Here is a 17,025-nt window from a genome sequence, read left to right as displayed (position 1 = left end):
ATCCGATGAGTTCTGCGCAACAGGCGCGTGCCGACGCGTTGCGAGCGTTTTCCGCTCGCCCCAAGTTTGTTCCTACTGATTACTACACCGGCGTTCACGACCCGGTGCAACGGCAGCAGTTCAACGAGCGTCTGAACCAGCTCGCCGGTGAGTTGAATCCGCTCGTTAAGTCGGCCGACCCCAAGCCCGCGCTGCTGCGCGCCTTCGAGCGGGCCTGGCCCACCTTCGAGCTAGCCGACACCGAAGACCGCGAGGCGGCGCTCAGCTACTTCGAGGAGTTGATGAAGGTCTTCGGCGTCGAAAGCTCGGACGGTCTGCTCAGTCGACTGGCCTATGGCTTTGACGCTAAGTTGTCGCCGGAAGCGCGGCAGCGGGCGGCGCTGGCCGAGATGACGGATGAGGAACGTGCGTTGGTGGCGCAGTTCGAACGGCTCACGGCTGCGAACGTTGCGGTGGAACTGCGACGGCTGCTTGGCACGCCTCTGCTGGATCAACCAATGGGCATGGCCTGGGCGCGCAATGGGGACACGAAGAACCTCATCAGCCTGACGCAGATGCAGGGAACTTGGGTGTTGAGCTGGATGCTGCGAGGTCAGCTTTGGGGGCGCAAGCTTCCATGAGCTTTAGAGCATTGTTTGGTCGATAAGGCCGACATGCCGCTCAACAACTACCTGCCGGTCATGGAGATCGACGCGCAGACCTACGAGGCGCGGGCGGACGGCGTGCTGCTGACCTGCGAGCCGGCGAAGGAGTTGCCGATGGCGCAGAGGTATTTCTTGTTCTGAGCGCCGGGGTGGCGTGACGCAGGATTCGCGCTGGCGTATTCGAGCGAATACACTAGGCGCATGTACCAAGTCCTGCTCACCCCCGAGTTCTCGGACTGGCTGCAAGGCCTCAAGGACCGCGCGACGCGCATCCGACTGGCCCGGCGCCTGGACAAGGTCCAACGGGGGCTGCTGGGTGATGTGAAGCCCGTGGGCCAGGGGGTGATGGAGATGCGCGAGCTCTTCGGCCCGGGCTGGCGCATGTACTACGTGCAGCGGGGCGACGTGGTGATCGTGATGCTGGGTGGTGGCGACAAGTCCACCCAGCAGTCGGACATCGCGGCCGCCCAGGCCTTGGCCCTGACCCTTGAGGAGTGACGAACCATGAGCAAGAAAACCAAGCTGGCCGACCTGCCCGTCTTTGACATGGCTGAGCAACTCGCGGATGAGGCCGATATCGTCGAGTACCTGAACCAGGTGCTGGCCGAGGGTGATGCTGGCGAGTTGGCGCACGCGCTGGGCGTCGCCGCCAAGGCGCGCGGCATGACACAAATGGCCGAGGCCAGCGGCATAGGGCGCGAAGCGCTCTACAAGGCGCTGCGGCCCGGCGCCCGGCCGCGGTTTGACACCATCCAGCGGGTGTGTGCGGCGCTGGGGGTCAAGTTGGTGGCTCAGCCGGTTTGAGGCTGATGGGTTGAAGTTTGAGCCCTGACCCTGAATCCCACTGATCCTGAAAGGCGGCTTCATCGCCGCCGCCGCGATGGGCGACGCGAAAGCCTCCATCCGGACGCCGCAGCCGGTGCACTACCGGCCAATGTTCGGCTCGTTCGGCGCGGCGCTGCAGCAGGGCTCGCTGACGTTTGTGAGCCAGTCGGGCCAGGCGCACGTCGAGAAGCTGGGCCTGGCCAAGACGCTGGTGCCGGTGAAGGGCTGCCGCTCGGTGAAGAAGGCCGACATGCTGCTCAACAACTACCTGCCGGTCATGGAGATCGACGCGCAGACCTACGAGGTGAGGGCGGACGGCGTGCTGCTGACCTGCGAGCCGGCGAAGGAGTTGCCGATGGCGCAGAGGTATTTCTTGTTCTAAGGCTCAACCTCTAAGAAATGGCTTCAATCGGTCTTCGATGAAATGGTTCGGTCGCCATCCCTTGAAGATGCGATCAAACAGGAAAGAGTCAAACGCCCCTGCAGGGCCTGTCGGATCGAGTGGATTGCCTGCGGCTAATCCGCCATCTACCCATGAAGTAAATAAAAATCTGCCCATTTTGGTGGGGAAGGATTCAGTCCAATCCTGTTTGGATTGAGATTTTATATATTCGCGAACAAGGCCTTCGTCGGGATTTCCTGCTCCAAGCCAATTTTTAAATTTCTGAGCTTTTTTCATTAGCTTAAGGAATTCAGGAAAATTGCGATCTCCAGAGTCTATTTGCTGGGCGATGGAGGGGATTTCTGGTAAAACGATGTCAAAAAATTCCGTTTGCATGGCTGAATTCTTTTGAGCTCGCTTCGCTATGTGTTCGTATTTCGTTTGTGCGATTCTTGATGATTGCGACGAAGTGATGAAATAACCCCCATAGTGCGCTGCTAGCATCATGTCTGAAATTGATTGCTGGATGTGCTCTAAAACGAGTGCAGGAGTTATTTTGTCTGCAGGAGTTGGTCTATTTTCGTATGCTGAATCAACATGCTGCCAATCTAGATTGTTAAATAAAACAAAACCATCTTTGTCGGTGTCGATGATGTCGAATTGAATGGGGTCTGGTAGCTTGTATTTTGGTGCGATCGTGGAAAGCACTATTTTCGCAGCCGCATGCAACAACGCTGAATCGCTGACCTCTTTTTTTGTGGCTTTGGGAAGGCCATCCGGTGCGTAGTGTTTTCCGGATAGTTTTCGAATAGGTACTAGTTTGAGAAAGCCGCTGGCAAACGCCTTTGCAACTTGATCGTCAATCCCGGCTCGAGCGAGATCGTGGCGCAATGTGTCTTCGGAGTTCTTGTAGCGTTTTTCTTCAAATCCAACCGTCGTGAACGCTGCGAAGGAATGAAATTCCATGCTGTTGTACGTGTTGGTTACTACGCACAATAATTCTTCTGAATAAACGGCTGAAACATCAGGTCGACGGAGTAAATCTAATAACGGACGAGGGCCAATTTGTTTTATTAGATGAACTACGCTCTGTCTTTCTAGGAATAGGTGAACTTTTTGGTAGAAAAGAAGCGCCTGCGCTATCTCTCCTGCTGAGATTGGTTGGTTGGACTGTGAACGTCGAAGGACGATTTGTTCAAACATTGCATGCAGGTTGGTAGTAGATCTTTTTTATCTCAAACATGGTTCGTTCAGAAGAGTGGAAGCCCTGCATGGGTTCAATGCCGCATGGGCAAGCGGGGCAGGCGCGCAGGAACAGGCTGGGTTCGATCTCGCGGCTGACCTTGCTGTTGTCGTGCGGCAGCCCGTAGGTTGGGGTGAGCCTGCGAACCCCAACGTTTGACCGCCGCGATTCGTTGGGGTTCACTGGGTTCACCCCAACCTACGCAAATCCGATGCGCTACCGCCGCGCCGACACGCCGGGTGCCACCTACTTCTTCACGCTGAATGCGGCCGACCGCAGCGGCCATTTGCTGACCGAGCACATCGGCGCATTGCGGGACAGCTTCCGCATCGTCCGCCGGTCACGCCCATTCGTCCTGGACGCCATCGTCGTGCTGCCCGATCACCTGCATCTGCTGATGACGCTGCCGCGCGAAGACGCCGACTTCGCCACGCGCATCATGCTCATCAAGCAGGGCTTCTCGCGTCGGATACCGCAAGGCGAGCGCATCAGCGCCAGCCGCGCAGTCAAGGGTGAACGTGGCCTTTGGCAGCGGCGTTACTGGGAACACCTCATTCGCGATGACGCCGATTTCGAGCGCCACGTGGACTACATCCACTTCAATCCGGTCAAGCACGGCTGGGTCCAGCGGGCGGCCGAGTGGCCGCACTCCAGTATTCATCGCCTTATTCGTGAAGGCGTCATCGACGCCGCGTGGGCGAGCGTGGGGAATGCGGATATCGATGCGCGTGAATGAAGCGTTGGGGTTCGCTTTGCTCACCCCAACCTACGGGTTCGTCACTTGACTGGCTGCCTGGCCAGCTCCGCCAAAAACGCGCTGTGCGCAATGCCGTCGTCACCGTAGTAGCTGCTCCCGGGCGCGTCCACTTCGGCGAGGATGGTGCGCATGCTCTGCCCGTCGGGCGCGACATGGTCGGGCGAGAGCCCTTGCTTGAGGAAGAAGAGGGCGGCGGGCCACATCTGCATCGACACCGCGTTCATCAGCGCGTTGTGGTGCAGGCGGTCGCTGCGCGGGTCCAGCCGCGTGAAGTCGGCGCCATGCCGGGCCAGGATCTCGAGCGCAGGCAGCACCGTGTAGGTCGAGTAGTAGATCGGCCGCCCGTCCTCGTCCACCACGTCCACGCTGGCGCCTGCCGACAGCACCATGTCCATCACCGCCAAGGCATTTGCGTTGTGGACGCCATACAGGTGATAGACGAGGTTGTGCTCGCTTACCGACGCCATGCTCGCCTCGGCGGCAATGGCGTTGGCAGCCGGTGGCGCCCCGGCTGCCAGCAGCAGCCGCACGAACTCGGCGCGTGACGGGTCGCCATAGTCGGACACCGCCTGGACGATGGCGTGGCCTAGCAGCGTGCGGCCCCAGCGGTCGCGGGCAGTCCAGTCGGGCGGGCCGGCGGCCAGCAGGCGCTGCACGCCTGGGGCATCCTGTGCATCGATGGCGCGCGCCAGTTCGGTGAGCTGGCTGTCCGCAAAGCGGCCTTGCTGGGCGCGCCACATGCTGCGGTCGATCTTCTTCAGCATGCCGGCGGAGAAGGTGGTCGCGCCGTAGGCAACCGGAGAGGCGACGATGCAGAACCCCAGCCACCAGGCCAGGGTCGTGCCGCCGCTGCGGCTGCCCCACCACAACAGCGCAGCGGCCACCAGCACAACGGGCGCGAGCAGCATCGCGAAGCCGGTGGCCATGCCGCGGCCGGCGGCGTCGTCGCCCATGTTCTTCTGCAGCGCGAGCATCATCACGAAGAGCGCTTCCAGCGCCAGCAGGGTCCAGCCTGCGATGACATGAAATCTCATGGGGTGCGAACGCTCAAGTGGGAATGCCGCCACTGTGGATGGCGGCCGTTGCAAGCGTGCTGCTGCGCCATGCGGGCTTGATTCACTTGTTTCAGCGTTGCCCTAAATCAAGCTCAAGCGGCGGTGCCGCCTATCTCTGCAAGCTGCCTAGCGGCACGCGTGTGACATCCACCGTCTCCTTGTGCGTGCTGTAGCCGACGTACAGGTGCCCTTGCCACACCGCGCTCTTGGGGTAGTGGTAGCCGACGCGCTTGTAGCGGCCCTCGAACCTCAGGGGCGGCAGTTCGTCCGCGCCGCGCAGCAGGAAGGTGCGGGAGAAGAGGCGCCCGTCGTCGCTCAGCGTGATGGCCAGCGGCAGGCGCAGCTTGTCGCCGCTGGGGTTGTTGACGATGAAGGCCGGGCCCACGGAGCCTCCGCTATCCGGCAGGTTGCCGGCGCTCTGCTTGGCGCGTGAATCGGGCATGTCGGTCGGCACCGGCGGGGTCCAGTTTTCGCCGCGGTCGCAGCTCTCGGAAGCCAGTTGCCGAAAGCTCGACGCCTGGTCGCGGAACACCATGACGGCGCAATTGCCGCGCAGGAACAGGCTGGGCTCCAGCTCGCGGCTGACCTTGTTGGTGTCGTGCGGCAGGTTCGCCATGCGCCCGCGTTGCCAGCCGGTCAGCCCGAGCGGGTCGTCGGTCCAGAAGGGCGCGGCGATCAGGCCCGGCTGCAGGTGGAAGGCCGTCAGGATGCGGCCGCCCGGCAGCCGGTGCGGGTCCTGCTCGATGATGCCCTCCACCGGCCGGCCGTCGGCGCCCGTGACGCGCTGGGGCTGGCCCCAGGCCTGCCCATCGGTGCTGAGGCGGTAGGCGGTGTGGCCGCCGTCGCCGGACTGGAAGCCCGTCGGCCAGATGTTCAGGTAGGCCACCAGTGTCTTCCCATCGGTCCACCAGCCGCCACTCGAGCGCATCTCACCGCCTTGGCCGGCTGTTGCGAGCACCTGCGGTGCGCTCCACCGCAGGCCGTCTTCCGACACGGCGTACAGCACGCGCGTGTCCGGCGCATCCTCGTCCCGGGCCGAGGACTGCCACTGCGCATACAGCCGGCCCTTGAACGGCATCAACACCACGCCGTTGTTGAAGGCGCCATCGCTCGCTGTCTGTGGCCGAAAGACGGTGACGGTCTGCGTGCCGGCCGCCTTCTTCAGCCCCAGGTTGGCCTCGGACGGTTCCCACAGGCCGGGCTTGACCCGATAGGGCGGGGGCTGCGCCCCAGCGGTCAGGGCCTGCAGCGCGAGCGACAGCGAAAGAAAGACTTTCATGCGGCGGATGTTGCAGGCTATGCGGAGGGGGCCGTCGGCTTTCGCAGCGAGGCGATCTTGGCCGCGAGCCGCGCGAAGCGGGCTTCGGGCATCACGGCGAACTCAGCACGCGGCACCCAGCGCGCCGCAGTCACTTCCGCAGCGTCGGGCCGCAGCGCGGTGCGGCTGTCTGCGGAGAACAGGTAGATGTAGTCGTGGTGGACGTGGGCGCTCTCGCCCTTCGCCGGGCGCTCCGGGATGGCGTGGCTGTCGATGTCCAGCGGGAGGTCGCGAAAAGGTCCATGGGGCCAGATGTCCAACGGAGCGACGCCGGTTTCCTCGGCCGCTTCGCGGGCGGCCGAGGCCTGTAGCGGCTGTGCGCCCTCATGGTGGCCGCCAGGCTGAAGCCAGCGGTCGAGCGCGGCGTGGTGAATCATCAACACGGCATCGGCGCACGGGTCGTACACGATGGCGCTGGTGGTGATGTGCCCGCGCATGTTGCTGCGAGCGAAGACATCGCCTGCATCGTTCAGCAGTTGATCGGTCAGTGCAGCCAGGCCGGCCTGTTCGTTCGGGAACTGGGCCAGGTAGCGCGCCAGATGGTCGCGCGCTTCGGCATGCGGATCGTGGTCGATGGTGGCGGAGTCAGGCATGGGCGGATTCTGGCGTCGGCTCAGCGGGCGGCCGGCTTCGCACGCCGCCAAGTCAAGCCGCGTCAACTCCGCAGGGACTGCGCCGGTGCGCCGCCGGACACTTTCCGCCATGACTGTTGACTCGTTTCCCACCCCCGCCGCTCTCGCCGGCCTCAAGGTCGTCGAGCTGGGCCAACTCATCGCCGGACCGTTCGCAGCCAAGACGCTGGCCGACTTCGGCGCCGAGGTCATCAAGATCGAACCACCCGGCGCCGGCGACCCGCTGCGCAAGTGGCGGCTGCTGCTGGACGGCACGTCGGTGTGGTGGCAGGTGCAGTCGCGCAACAAGCGCTCGCTGGCGCTGGACCTGCGCACGCCCGAGGGGCAGGGCATCGTGCGCCGCCTCGCCGCCGAGGCCGACGTGCTGATCGAGAACTTCCGCCCCGGCGCGCTGGAGGGCTGGGGCCTGGGCCCGGACGAGCTGCTGGCCGCCAACCCACGGCTGATCGTGCTGCGTGTCAGCGGCTACGGGCAGACCGGCCCCTACCGCGACCGGCCGGGCTTCGCCGCCGTGGCCGAGGCGATGGCCGGGTTGCGCCACCTGACCGCCGAGCCCGGCCGCGTGCCGGTGCGCACGGGCGTCAGCATCGGCGACACGCTGGCCGCGCTGCACGGCGTCATCGGCATCCTGCTGGCGCTGCAGCACCGCCATGCCACGGGCCAGGGGCAGGTCATCGACGTGGCGCTGTACGAGGCCGTATTCAATTGCATGGAAAGCCTGCTGCCCGAGTACAGCGCCTTCGGCGCGGTGCGCGAACCGGCCGGCAGCGCCATGCCGGGCATCGCGCCGAGCAACGCCTACCGCTGCGCCGATGGCAGCTATGCGCTGATCGCCGGCAACGGCGACAGCATCTTCCGCCGGCTGATGGCGCTGATCCAGCGCGACGACCTGGGGCAAGACCCGGCACTGGCCGACAACGCCGGTCGCGTGGCCCGCGTGGCCGAGATCGATGCGGCGATCAGTGACTGGGCGGCGAAACGATCCGTGGACGAGGTGCTGCAGGCGCTGGAAGGCGCCGAGGTGCCGGCCGGGCGCATCTACACGGTGGCCGACATCGCCGCCGACCCGCATTACCGCGCGCGCGGCATGCTGCAGCAGGTGCAGTTGCCGGACGGTAGAGCCCTCGATGTGCCCGGCATCTGCCCCAAGCTGTCCGCCACGCCGGGCGGGCATCGCCGCAATGCACCGGCGCTGGGGCAGGACTCGGACGCGGTGCTGGCGGAGCTGGGGCTGACGGGCGAGCAGATCGCGCAGTTGCGGGAGCGGGGCATCGTCAGGTGAGTGGCAGAGGAGGGCGGGCTTGGGCGTTGAGGTTCTGCGAATGGCTCGCGGCCAGGCGGTTGGCTCAAAACTTGCCGTCGGATTCAGCAGTGCTCGGGGCAGGTCTCAACATGACAACCTTGTAGGCAGGCGCCGGGCAAATCGTCTTTGCATGCTTTGGGAAGCCAGCCGATGCCTCGCCTTTTCCTCTTCGTCGGCGCCGACCAGGGCGACTGGACCGTCACCAGCCAGCGGACCCTCGCCGGTGAGGGTCTCGCGCCGGTCTCCGCCGTCACGATGCTCGGCACGGAGGCCGCACCGGGCAGCGGCACGTGGGCGCTGCGCGGCATCACCAGCAACGAGCGCTATGTGGAGCGCGCCGAGAAGACCCAGCTGTTGGCGGTTCAGGAGGGCCTGAGCCGGCCCCAGGCGCGCTGTGCGGCGCTGATCCCCATCCGCAAGACGGCGGCCTGGTGGGCGCTGACGCAGGACGAACGCCGCGCGGTGTTCGAAGCGCAGTCGCATCACACGGAGATCGGGCTGCGCTACCTGCCGGCCATCGCGCGGCGGCTTCACCACTGCCGTGACCTGGGCGAGGCGGAGCCGTTTGACTTCCTGACCTGGTTCGAGTTCGCGCCCGAACACACGAGCGCCTTCGACGACTTGCTGGCCGCGCTGCGCGCCTCGCCCGAGTGGGCCTATGTGGACCGCGAGGTGGAGGTCCGGCTCAGCCGCTGACCCGCCCTGGTGTGCGCCGACATGGCGGGTTATGCCTGCGGCGCTGCCCCGCGAACGCAATCTTTCGACCGGGCCTGTAAGGAGCTTGACGGTTCGCCGACTACCGTTTGCGGCCCCCAGCCGTCGCCAGCTCAGGCCACATGGCCGGGCGGTGCAACCCGCATGGAGTTACTCGCATGAACAAGCCCCAATCCGCTGCCGCCCTGGCCGCTGCCGCCGCCCTGTTTGCCTTCTCCGCCGCCGCCACGGCTGCCGCCCCGCCCAAGGGCAGCACCGGCCTGGCCGTGGCCGCCAGCGACAAGGTGCATTGCTACGGCGTGCACGAGTGCAAGGGCAATGGCGACTGCAAGACCACCGAGAACGCCTGCAAGGGCCAGAACGCCTGCAAGGGCCACAGCTTCAAGGGCATGACCGCCAAGGAATGCCTGGCCAAGGACGGCACCATCGGCGACCTGGCCGCCAAGAAGTAAGGCGCGCGTCGCGATGATCTCCAGCGACAGCTTTGGCCTGGGCCTGCGAACGGCGCACTACAGCGCCTTCCTGGCCGAGCCCCAGCGCGTGGACTGGCTGGAGATCATCAGCGACAACTACATGGTGCCCGGCGGCAAGCCGCTGGCCATGCTGGACGCGCTGCGCGAGCGATATCCGATGGTGATGCACGGCGTGTCACTGTCGATCGGCGCCGCGCAGGGCGTCGACCGCAGCTATCTGCAAGCGCTTGCCGCACTGGCGCGGCGCGTGCAGCCGGCCTGGGTGTCGGACCACCTCTGCTGGACGGGCAGCAACGGCCACCAGATGCATGACCTGCTGCCCTTGCCCTGCACCGACGAGGCGCTGCGCATCGTGGCCGCCAACGTGCACCAGGTGCAGGACGCGCTGGGCCGCCGGCTGGTGCTGGAGAACGTGTCCAGCTATGTCGAGTTCGAGCATTCGACGATGGACGAAGCGCAGTTCCTGAGCGCGCTGTGTGCCGATGCTGACTGCGAGCTGCTGGTGGACATCAACAACATCCACGTCAGCGCGGTGAACCACGGCTTCGATGCGCTGGACTACCTGCGCCAGCTGCCGCCCGCGCGCGTGCGCCAGTTCCATCTGGCCGGCCACACCGACCATGGCGACCACCTGGTGGACACGCACGACCACCCGGTCGCGCCCGCCGTGTGGGCGCTGTACCGCGCGGCGCTGCAGCGCTTCGGCCCGGTGCCGACGATGATCGAACGGGACGACCACATCCCGCCGCTGCCCGAGCTGATCGCCGAGCTGGACATCGCGCGCGCTATCGCCACCGAGGTTGCCGCCGAGGTCGCGGCATGACGTCACTCGCCCAGCTGCAAGCAGCCTTTCAGCAGCATCTGCTGACGGGCGACGAGGCCATTGCCGAGCACATCCGTGATGGCGGCATCGGCACCGCGCGCCGGTTGCAGGTCTACCACCACGCCTACCGCATGCGCCTGGTGGACACGCTGCGCGACAGCTTCGGCCACACGCTGCTGTACCTGGGTGATGAGCATTTCAACGCCGCCGCACTGGCGCATGTGGAGGGCCATGCGTCGGCCCACCCCAGCCTGCGCTGGTACGGCGCGGACTTTCCGCGCACGCTGGCGGCCCGCTTTGACGAAGCGCCCCAGGTGGCCGAACTGGCGCAGCTGGACTGGGCCTTGCGCCACGCCTTCGACGGCCCCGATGCGCCGGTGCTCACGCTGGCCGACCTGGCCGCGCTGGCGCCCGAGCGCTGGGCCGACGTGGGCTTCACGCTGCATCCGACCTACGCCCGGCTTCAGCTCCAGCACAACACGCTGGCGATCTGGCAGGCGCTGGACGATGACGGCGTGCCGCCCGACGCGGCGCCGCTGGCCGAGCCCGGCGAGTTGATGATCTGGCGCCGTGGCCACCAGCCGCACTTCCGCAGCCTGCAGGCGCTGGAAGCTGCGGCACTGGACGGCCTGCAGGCCGGCCTGAGCTTTGCGGCCGTGTGCGCCACGCTGTCGGAGCAGTTCGCCTCAGCGGACGCGGCTGCCGAGATGGGCAGCCTGCTGCGGCGGTGGGTGGACGAAGCGCTGCTGAGCGCGGTGCACTGACGGGCGACCGTCAGCCGTGCTGCAGCAGGTCGCCGAAGACCGCGTGCTCGCCGTCCTTGCGGGTCGGCCCCGGCGCGTCGTACAGCACCAGCCAGCTCGGCTTGCCGCCGGCCAGTTCGGGCGGCAGGTCGCACACCGCCTCGGCGCGGTTGACGCCGCGGCCGTGGGGCAGGGCGACCGACTCGGTCAGCGCGGGCACAAAGCGCACCGGCTCGCGGTTGTCCGCCAGCGCCTGCCTGGCGCCCGGCCACTTGAACAAGCGGATCTCGCCGTCCAGCACCATGGTCGGGCCGGCCAGGATGAACAGGTCGTCGCCGCAGAAATGCAGGTCCCGCACGCCCAGGCCGTCGAGCTGCAGGAAGTGCTTGCGGAACAGGCTGCCGCTGCTGTCCAGCGGCGCCAAGCGCAGGTGGTCGTCACGCGCTTCGATCTCCACCTCCAGCAGCGCTGCCCAGCCGCGCAGCACCGGCCCGCGCAGGCCCAGCAGCAGGCGGCGGCCGTGCACGGCCAGGCCTTCGATGTCGAAGCCGTTGTCCTTGCCGGGGATGGCCATGTAGGGCCCGAAGTGCGGGTCGCTGGCCAGCGCCTTGGTGAGCAGGTTGGACTCGGCATCGCCCTTGAGCCGCAGCGCGCGCCGGCCGTCCTTCGCCTGCCGCACCAGGCAGGGTTCGCCCTGCTCGTTGTTCTCGACGGGCAGACAGGCCAGCAGGCGGCGGTTGCCGTCCAGCGCCACCTTGGCCAGGCGCTTGGCGTTGCCGGCGTCGTCCTTGTCGGGCTTGGCGTTCTTGCGCTTCAGGCCATGCGAGCCGACCACCCACAGCATGCCGTCGACCATGTCCATGCCTTCCAGGTCGGCCTCTTCGTCGGCGGCGCCGGGCAGGTCCAGCAGCTCGGTCAGCGGGAAGTCGCGCACCTCGCCGAAGCGCAGCAGCTCGGGCCCCTGCGTGTCCAGCCGGCGCAGGCGGTCGATGCCGCAGGCCTCGTCGCCGGCCACCCAAAGCCAGTCGCCCGTGAAGGCCGCGCCGGACAGGTTGGTCTTGACCAGGGAGTCGGCCGCGAATTCCAGGCGGACGGCGTTGCTGCTGCGTTTGTTGGGCACGGGGTGGGCTCTCGTCAAAGGGCTGCAGCGGTGGCTGCGAACGTCGGGACCGATAGCGGTCCCGACACCGCGCAAGCCTAGCGCAGCGCGCGGCGGCGGCGAGCCACCAGGCCCAGCACGGCCAGGCCGCCCAGCATCGCGACGTAGGTGGCGGGTTCGGGCACGGCGCTGACCTCGAACACCATGATCTGCGTGCGCTGCGTGGCGGAGAAGTTGTTGTCTGCCACCAGCACCAGCGTGCGGTTGCCGTTGGCCAGCGTCTCGCCCCAGCTGATGCCCTCGATGTTGTCCAGCGCCACACCTTCGAAGCTGATGGGCATCTCCAGCAGCAGCTCGCGCGTCATCGGCGTGTAGGTGGCGCCCACCAGGCTGGCGAGGCCGCTCACGTCGGTGGTGTCGGCGGTGATGCTGGTCTTGACGAGGCGGATGGTGTTGCCCACGCCGGCGGCAAAGGCGCGCTCGACGGCGATGAAGCTGGTGTCGTCGATGGCGAGCAGCTCCGACATGCCGTTGTCGGGCGGGAAGGGCGCGCCGGGCGGTGCGTCCACGGGGATGGCGGGCAGCGCGTAGGCGTATTGCCGGCCGGACTGGCCCGTGGCGGTGTCCACGGCGGTGACGCGAACGACGCTGCCGGCGGCGACGGTGGTCAGTGGGCCGTCCTGGATCAGCGCGTCCTCGTTGGCGGCGTAGATCGTGCCGCCGGGCGTCACGGCCAGCGCCTCGAAGCCCTTGTTGCTGCGGGCGCCCGTGGTGGTGTTGTCGACGTAGCCGTACATCGACGGCAGGCCAAACTCGCGGACGAAGCCGCCGGCAGCCGTCATCTCGCGCACGAAGGGCTGGTAGCGCGCGGCCGGGTTGCCGCTCCAGTTGCCTTCGCTGGACCAGGCGAGGTTGCCATTGGCCAGTAGGCGTATGCCCTCGGGGTCGACCGTGCGGCTCGTGGCGGGGAAGGGCGTGCCGTCGGGGCGTTGCATGTAGGTCTGGCTGTTGATCGTCACGCCGTGGAAGCCGGCAGCGTCGTAGTTCAGGCCCAGCTCGTAGAAGCGCGGCGTGCCGCGTTCGCCGCCGCGGTCATCGGCGATGGCGACATAGCGGCCGGCGCCCAGACGGTCTAGCCCCGAGATGCCGCCGAACTCGACACCGCCGAACAGCGTGCCGGTGGCGATGTCCTGCGTGCCCAGCAGGCGCAGGTCGAAGGTGGCGGCGTGGCCGATGCCAGCGGCCAGCAAGAGGGCGGCGGCTGTTGATCTGCGGAGGTGCATGGCGGTTCCTGGCGAGTGTCGGATGAGGCCAAGCATGGTTGGCGATCAACGTGACAGCGGTGCACGGCGCGTGGCCCGACCGGCTCATGAGCGGCGGGTCGCCCCCCCCCCCTTACCATCGGTCCCCCGGCCCGAGACAAGCCGGCCGCCAGAACATCGAGAAGGAACATCCATGCGCAACGGACCCCGTGCGAGCGTGCTCGCCGCCGCCCTCTGTCTGCTGTCGATTGGCTCCGCCGGCGCCCAGCAAGCCGGCGCGGCGAACGTGCAGCCGCGCGTGAGCGTGGCCGGCAAGAAGGCCGAGCTGTCGCAATGGGTGCGGGCCGAGAGCCCCCGCTTCGTCGTCTATTCCGACGCCGGTGAAGACGATGTGGCCCTGCTGCTGGACAACCTGGAGAAGCTCGACCATCTGCTGCGCATCTACACGCTGCCCAGTGGCGAGGTGGCGCGGCCGCAGCCCAGGATGACGCTGTACTTCCACAACAGCGCGACTGACCTGCGCGAGGTGGCCGACAGCCCGCCGGCCGATGCTGTGGGCCTGTACAGCAGCTGCGCGGCCGGCGTGCAGGGCTTCGGCGTGCATCTGGAGCGCATCCCCAGCCTGGTCGACGGGCAGCTGGACAAGGCACCGCTGAACGAGACGCTGTCCTATGTCTTCGAGGCCTATGCGCGGCAGTTCCTGTACCGCCACACCGACATCCGCACGCCAGCGTCGTTCATCGACGGCTTTGCGCAGTACTTCTCCAGCGTGCGTTTCTCCGACCGGCAGATGGTGGTGGGCCGGGTGCCCAAGGGCGTCGGCGGTTACCTGAGGTTCATCGGCGACGGCCGGCGGTACAGCCTGGATTACGACGACGTGCTGGAGGGCAGGCTCGCCGACGCCCGCAGCTACGCCGGCGCGGCCGGCGTGCGCCTGGAGTTCGAGGCGAAGTCCTGGCTGTTGACGCACTACATGCTGTCGTCGGAAGAGAACCGCAAGCGCCTGGACCGCTACCTCGTGCTGGTCGGCCGTGGCGTGGCGCCGACGCCAGCGTTTGAGCGCGCCTTCGGTCTGAAGAAGGCCGATATCAGCACGGTGATGTGGCGCTACGGGCTCAAGGGCATGGCGGCGCTGCGGGTGGAGGCGCCGTCGTTTCCCGCTGGCCGGGTGAACATCCGCAGCCTGCCCGTGGCTGCGGGCAAGTTCGTGCTGGCCAATGCCGCGTTGAAGGCCTGCCCGAGCCGCTCGACCGGCGAGGCCCTGCTCAAGCAGTTGGCCGTGCTGGCGCCGCAGTTTCCCAACGAAGACCTGGCGCGCCTGACCCTGAGCCGGGCCCAGATCGACTGGGGCAACCCGCAGGACGCCTTGCCCCAGCTGGCGGCCGTGCTGCAGGACGATGACGCCCATTTCGAGGCCCGGTATCTGGCGGGTGTGGCCCACCTGCGCCTTGCCGAGCGCAACCCGGGCGACGCCGGGCGCGCCCATCTCCAGGCGGCGCAGCGCCACCTGGAGCGTGCCCGCGAGGTAAACCCGCAATCCTGGGAAGCCGCGTTCGCGGCCTTCAAGGCCGAGGTGGCCGCGACGGACGAGCCGCGCAAGGCGGCGCTGGATGGCGTCATCACCGCCTGGCAGGCCGCGCGCGATGTGGACGCGCTGGGCGGCTCGGCGGCGCTGGCGTCTGCCTACACCGGCCAGGCGGACGAGGCGCACCGCACGCTGGGCTCGCTGGCGCAGAACGAACGCGACGAGGTCACGGCTCAATGGGCGAAGCAGTGGCAGGGCCGCCTTGAGACGGGGGTGACCCGCTGGGACATCCTCGCGGAGATGCGCCGCAGCCCGGCGCCCGACGTGGCGGTCAAGGCCTGGACCATCGACAAGGAGCGCGTGATGCAGGCGGTGGAGCGCGGCTACGGCCTGGAAAGCGCGGACAACGTCATCCGGGAAGCCGCGCGCCTGAATGACGCGGCGACGGGGAACGAGGGGGCTCCTGGCGCCGCGAGGCGGTAGCCGGGGCAACCTGCAGCCGTGCCATGCCGGAAGCCTTCGAGTCCCTGCCCAATCTCGGGCCCAAGTCTGCGCAGATGCTTGCCAGCGTCGGCATCACGACGGTCGATCAGCTGCGCGCACTCGGCTCGGTGGCGGCATACGTCAAGGCAAAACAGGCGGGGCAGCCTGTGTCGCTGAACCTGCTGTGGGCGCTTGAAGGCGCGCTCACCGGCGTGCATTGGCGGCAGGTGGCGCGCGAGCAGCGCACCGGGCTGCTGATGGCGCTGGAAGACCACGAGCGGCAGGGCTGAAGAGCTCTCGCCCTCTCAGTGTGGCGGCGCTTGCAGACGCCCCAGCACCTCGGTGCGCCCGGCCGTCCAGCGCATGGCGACACCTTCACCCGACGCCGGGAAGATGCCGCTCAGCCCGGTGATCGTCACCTGGTGCGTGACGACCACCAGCACGCCCGGCCCGCGCCAGCCGGCCAACTGTTCGCGCGCGCTGCCCAGCATCTGCGCTTCGCGCTCGGGCTGCTGGAAGAAGGAGCCGAAGGCGGGCTGCTCACGCACCGGCAGGCCGGGGAAGGCCAGGCGCGCGGTCTCCAGCGTGCGGCACCAGGGCGAGGCCCAGACCTCGGCCACGCGCAGCGCGCCCAGGCGCTGGCGCAGGGCCGCGCCGATCTGCCGCGCTTGTGCGCGGCCGGCGGCGCTGAGGTTGCGCTGAGTGCCGCAGTCGCCGAGCTTCAGGCCGGCCGGGTCACCGCCGCCCGGCGCCAGTGCGTGGCGATAGATCAGCACATCGCCGTTGCGCAGGTCCAGCGCCCAGGCCGGGGCGAGCAGCAGGCAGAGCAGGCAGGCAATGAGGCTTCTCATGGCCAGGCATTCTGGGCGGCAAGATCGAGTCGTGCTGACGTTGCGCCCGATGACCCTCGCGCCGTGTTCAGTCGCGGAACGACGGTGTCGACTTGCCGGCCATCATGGCCTTGCTCAGGTCCTCGCTCATCAGCATCGCCGCGTTCCAGGTCGCGATGTGGTTGAGGCCGTCGGCGACCGAATGGTCACGCGCATAGTTCAGCTGTTCCTTGGTGCCGCGGATGGACAGCGGCGACTTGGTGGCGATGGCGGCGGCGATCTCGCGCACGCCCGACTGCAGCGCCTCGCGGCTGTCGAACACGCGGTTGACGAGGCCCACGTCGCGCGCCTCGGCTGACTCCACGCGCCGGCCCGTGTAGGCCAACTCACGCACCAGGCCCTGCGAGCCGATCAGCTTGGGCAGGCGTTGCAGCGTGCCGACGTCGGCCACCATGCCGATGTCGATCTCCTTGATGGAGAAGTAGGCGTCGGCGCTGCAGTAGCGCATGTCGGCGGCGCAGATCAGGTCGATGCCGCCGCCCACGCAGGCGCCGTGGATGGCCGCGAGCACGGGCTTGCGGCAGCGCTCCAGGCTGGTGAGGGTGTCCTGCATGTCGAGGATGACGCGGCGCAGGCTCTCGCGCGTGCGGCCGTCGCAGGGGTCGGCGATCTGCGGGGCGATGCCCATCATCATGGCCAGGTCGATGCCGGCGGTGAAGTGTTTGCCTTCGCCTTCCAGCACCGCCACGCGGGCCTCGGGCTGACCGTCGATCCAGTCGAAGGCGCGGCGGATGTCCTGCCACATCGCCGCGTTCATCGCGTTCGCCTTGTCGGGGCGGTTCAGGCGGACGGTGGCGATGTGTTCCTCAATCGAGAGAGTGAGGGTTTCCAGATGGGGAGCGGTCATGTGCGGT

At 67.3% G+C, this 17,025-nt stretch carries 21 protein-coding genes and 1 pseudogene; 13 read left to right on the top strand and 9 right to left on the bottom strand.

Annotation, left to right across the window (positions count from 1 at the left end; all coding sequences use genetic code 11):
- The first annotated feature begins 5 nt into the window (after nt 1-5).
- The 5 genes and pseudogenes from ACG00Y_RS01960 to ureC form a co-directional block, all read left to right on the top strand.
- The gene (locus ACG00Y_RS01960; protein WP_394475587.1) at nt 6-620 is read left to right on the top strand and encodes a DUF4844 domain-containing protein; all 615 of its coding nucleotides are present in this window, start codon (nt 6-8) and stop codon (nt 618-620) included.
- Nucleotides 621-653: 33 nt separating this feature from the next.
- Nucleotides 654-785, top strand: coding sequence for a hypothetical protein (locus ACG00Y_RS01955; protein WP_394476192.1), 132 nt, complete (start codon nt 654-656; stop codon nt 783-785).
- 60 nt (nt 786-845) lie between these two features.
- Nucleotides 846-1,142 carry a type II toxin-antitoxin system RelE/ParE family toxin gene (locus ACG00Y_RS01950; protein WP_394475586.1) on the top strand — a complete coding sequence of 99 codons (297 nt, stop codon included), beginning with the start codon at nt 846-848 and terminating at the stop codon, nt 1,140-1,142.
- 6 nt (nt 1,143-1,148) lie between these two features.
- Nucleotides 1,149-1,448 (top strand): addiction module antidote protein, encoded by a 300-nt coding sequence (locus tag ACG00Y_RS01945; RefSeq protein ID WP_394475585.1) that lies wholly within the window; start codon nt 1,149-1,151, stop codon nt 1,446-1,448.
- A gap of 40 nt (nt 1,449-1,488) precedes the next feature.
- A pseudogene (ureC, locus tag ACG00Y_RS01940) lies at nt 1,489-1,851 on the top strand (urease subunit alpha); the annotation flags it as partial.
- 3 nt (nt 1,852-1,854) lie between these two features.
- On the opposite strand, the gene ACG00Y_RS01935 reads toward ureC, so the two are convergent.
- Both ACG00Y_RS01935 and ACG00Y_RS01930 read right to left on the bottom strand, forming a co-directional pair.
- Nucleotides 1,855-3,054, bottom strand: coding sequence for a hypothetical protein (locus tag ACG00Y_RS01935; protein ID WP_394475584.1), 1,200 nt, complete (start codon nt 3,052-3,054; stop codon nt 1,855-1,857).
- The gene (locus tag ACG00Y_RS01930; RefSeq protein WP_394475583.1) at nt 3,047-3,277 is read right to left on the bottom strand and encodes a hypothetical protein; all 231 of its coding nucleotides are present in this window, start codon (nt 3,275-3,277) and stop codon (nt 3,047-3,049) included. The genes ACG00Y_RS01935 and ACG00Y_RS01930 overlap by 8 nt, the downstream gene beginning before the upstream one ends.
- 28 nt (nt 3,278-3,305) lie before the next feature.
- Between ACG00Y_RS01930 and ACG00Y_RS01925 the strand changes: the two genes are divergently transcribed.
- Nucleotides 3,306-3,830 carry an REP-associated tyrosine transposase gene (locus ACG00Y_RS01925; RefSeq protein ID WP_394475582.1) on the top strand — a complete coding sequence of 175 codons (525 nt, stop codon included), beginning with the start codon at nt 3,306-3,308 and terminating at the stop codon, nt 3,828-3,830.
- Between the two features lie 41 nt (nt 3,831-3,871).
- Here ACG00Y_RS01925 and ACG00Y_RS01920 read toward each other — a convergent pair whose 3' ends face one another.
- The 3 genes from ACG00Y_RS01920 to ACG00Y_RS01910 form a co-directional block, all read right to left on the bottom strand.
- Complete coding sequence (locus ACG00Y_RS01920; protein ID WP_394475581.1) at nt 3,872-4,885, bottom strand: hypothetical protein; 1,014 nt, start codon at nt 4,883-4,885, stop codon at nt 3,872-3,874.
- Between the two features lie 130 nt (nt 4,886-5,015).
- A complete protein-coding gene (locus ACG00Y_RS01915; protein ID WP_394475580.1) occupies nt 5,016-6,185 on the bottom strand; it encodes a sialidase family protein in 1,170 nt (389 codons plus the stop codon).
- A 17-nt stretch (nt 6,186-6,202) separates the two neighbouring features.
- The gene (locus tag ACG00Y_RS01910; RefSeq protein ID WP_394475579.1) at nt 6,203-6,817 is read right to left on the bottom strand and encodes an NUDIX hydrolase; all 615 of its coding nucleotides are present in this window, start codon (nt 6,815-6,817) and stop codon (nt 6,203-6,205) included.
- A 109-nt stretch (nt 6,818-6,926) separates the two neighbouring features.
- Here ACG00Y_RS01910 and ACG00Y_RS01905 point away from each other — a divergent pair, with 109 nt between their 5' ends.
- The 5 genes from ACG00Y_RS01905 (at nt 6,927) to ACG00Y_RS01885 (ending at nt 10,933) form a co-directional block, all read left to right on the top strand.
- On the top strand, nt 6,927-8,138 hold the full coding sequence (locus tag ACG00Y_RS01905) for a CaiB/BaiF CoA transferase family protein (RefSeq protein WP_394475578.1): 1,212 nt from the start codon (nt 6,927-6,929) through the stop codon (nt 8,136-8,138).
- Nucleotides 8,139-8,309: 171 nt separating this feature from the next.
- Nucleotides 8,310-8,855: a chlorite dismutase family protein gene (locus ACG00Y_RS01900; protein WP_394475576.1), complete on the top strand. Its 546-nt coding sequence runs from the start codon at nt 8,310-8,312 to the stop codon at nt 8,853-8,855.
- A gap of 176 nt (nt 8,856-9,031) precedes the next feature.
- Nucleotides 9,032-9,325, top strand: a complete 294-nt coding sequence (bufA2, locus tag ACG00Y_RS01895) for a BufA2 family periplasmic bufferin-type metallophore (RefSeq protein ID WP_394475575.1) — start codon at nt 9,032-9,034, stop codon at nt 9,323-9,325.
- Nucleotides 9,326-9,338: 13 nt separating this feature from the next.
- The gene (gene bufB, locus ACG00Y_RS01890) at nt 9,339-10,169 is read left to right on the top strand and encodes an MNIO family bufferin maturase (protein WP_394475574.1); all 831 of its coding nucleotides are present in this window, start codon (nt 9,339-9,341) and stop codon (nt 10,167-10,169) included.
- Nucleotides 10,166-10,933, top strand: coding sequence for an HvfC/BufC N-terminal domain-containing protein (locus ACG00Y_RS01885; protein ID WP_394475573.1), 768 nt, complete (start codon nt 10,166-10,168; stop codon nt 10,931-10,933). Before bufB ends, ACG00Y_RS01885 begins: the two co-directional genes overlap by 4 nt.
- A 10-nt stretch (nt 10,934-10,943) precedes the next feature.
- Here ACG00Y_RS01885 and ACG00Y_RS01880 read toward each other — a convergent pair whose 3' ends face one another.
- The gene (locus tag ACG00Y_RS01880; protein ID WP_394475572.1) at nt 10,944-12,032 is read right to left on the bottom strand and encodes a DUF3616 domain-containing protein; all 1,089 of its coding nucleotides are present in this window, start codon (nt 12,030-12,032) and stop codon (nt 10,944-10,946) included.
- 77 nt (nt 12,033-12,109) lie between these two features.
- Nucleotides 12,110-13,294 (bottom strand): esterase-like activity of phytase family protein, encoded by a 1,185-nt coding sequence (locus ACG00Y_RS01875; protein WP_394475570.1) that lies wholly within the window; start codon nt 13,292-13,294, stop codon nt 12,110-12,112.
- Between the two features lie 172 nt (nt 13,295-13,466).
- Here ACG00Y_RS01875 and ACG00Y_RS01870 point away from each other — a divergent pair, with 172 nt between their 5' ends.
- Together ACG00Y_RS01870 and ACG00Y_RS01865 are read left to right on the top strand one after the other, a co-directional pair.
- The gene (locus ACG00Y_RS01870) at nt 13,467-15,281 is read left to right on the top strand and encodes a tetratricopeptide repeat protein (RefSeq protein WP_394475569.1); all 1,815 of its coding nucleotides are present in this window, start codon (nt 13,467-13,469) and stop codon (nt 15,279-15,281) included.
- A gap of 23 nt (nt 15,282-15,304) precedes the next feature.
- Nucleotides 15,305-15,571, top strand: a complete 267-nt coding sequence (locus ACG00Y_RS01865; RefSeq protein ID WP_394475568.1) for a TfoX/Sxy family protein — start codon at nt 15,305-15,307, stop codon at nt 15,569-15,571.
- 15 nt (nt 15,572-15,586) lie between these two features.
- Here the strand turns inward: ACG00Y_RS01865 and ACG00Y_RS01860 are convergent, their stop codons facing one another.
- Both ACG00Y_RS01860 and ACG00Y_RS01855 read right to left on the bottom strand, forming a co-directional pair.
- Nucleotides 15,587-16,132: a histidine phosphatase family protein gene (locus ACG00Y_RS01860; protein WP_394475567.1), complete on the bottom strand. Its 546-nt coding sequence runs from the start codon at nt 16,130-16,132 to the stop codon at nt 15,587-15,589.
- A 67-nt stretch (nt 16,133-16,199) separates the two neighbouring features.
- Entirely contained in the window at nt 16,200-17,018 is an 819-nt protein-coding gene (locus ACG00Y_RS01855; protein WP_394475566.1) for a crotonase/enoyl-CoA hydratase family protein, read from the bottom strand.
- Nucleotides 17,019-17,025 lie beyond the last annotated feature (7 nt).

This window comes from Pelomonas parva, assembly GCF_043555835.1.
GTDB classification, from domain to species: domain Bacteria; phylum Pseudomonadota; class Gammaproteobacteria; order Burkholderiales; family Burkholderiaceae_C; genus Pelomonas; species Pelomonas parva.
This window is presented reverse-complemented; position numbering and strand designations above follow the sequence as displayed.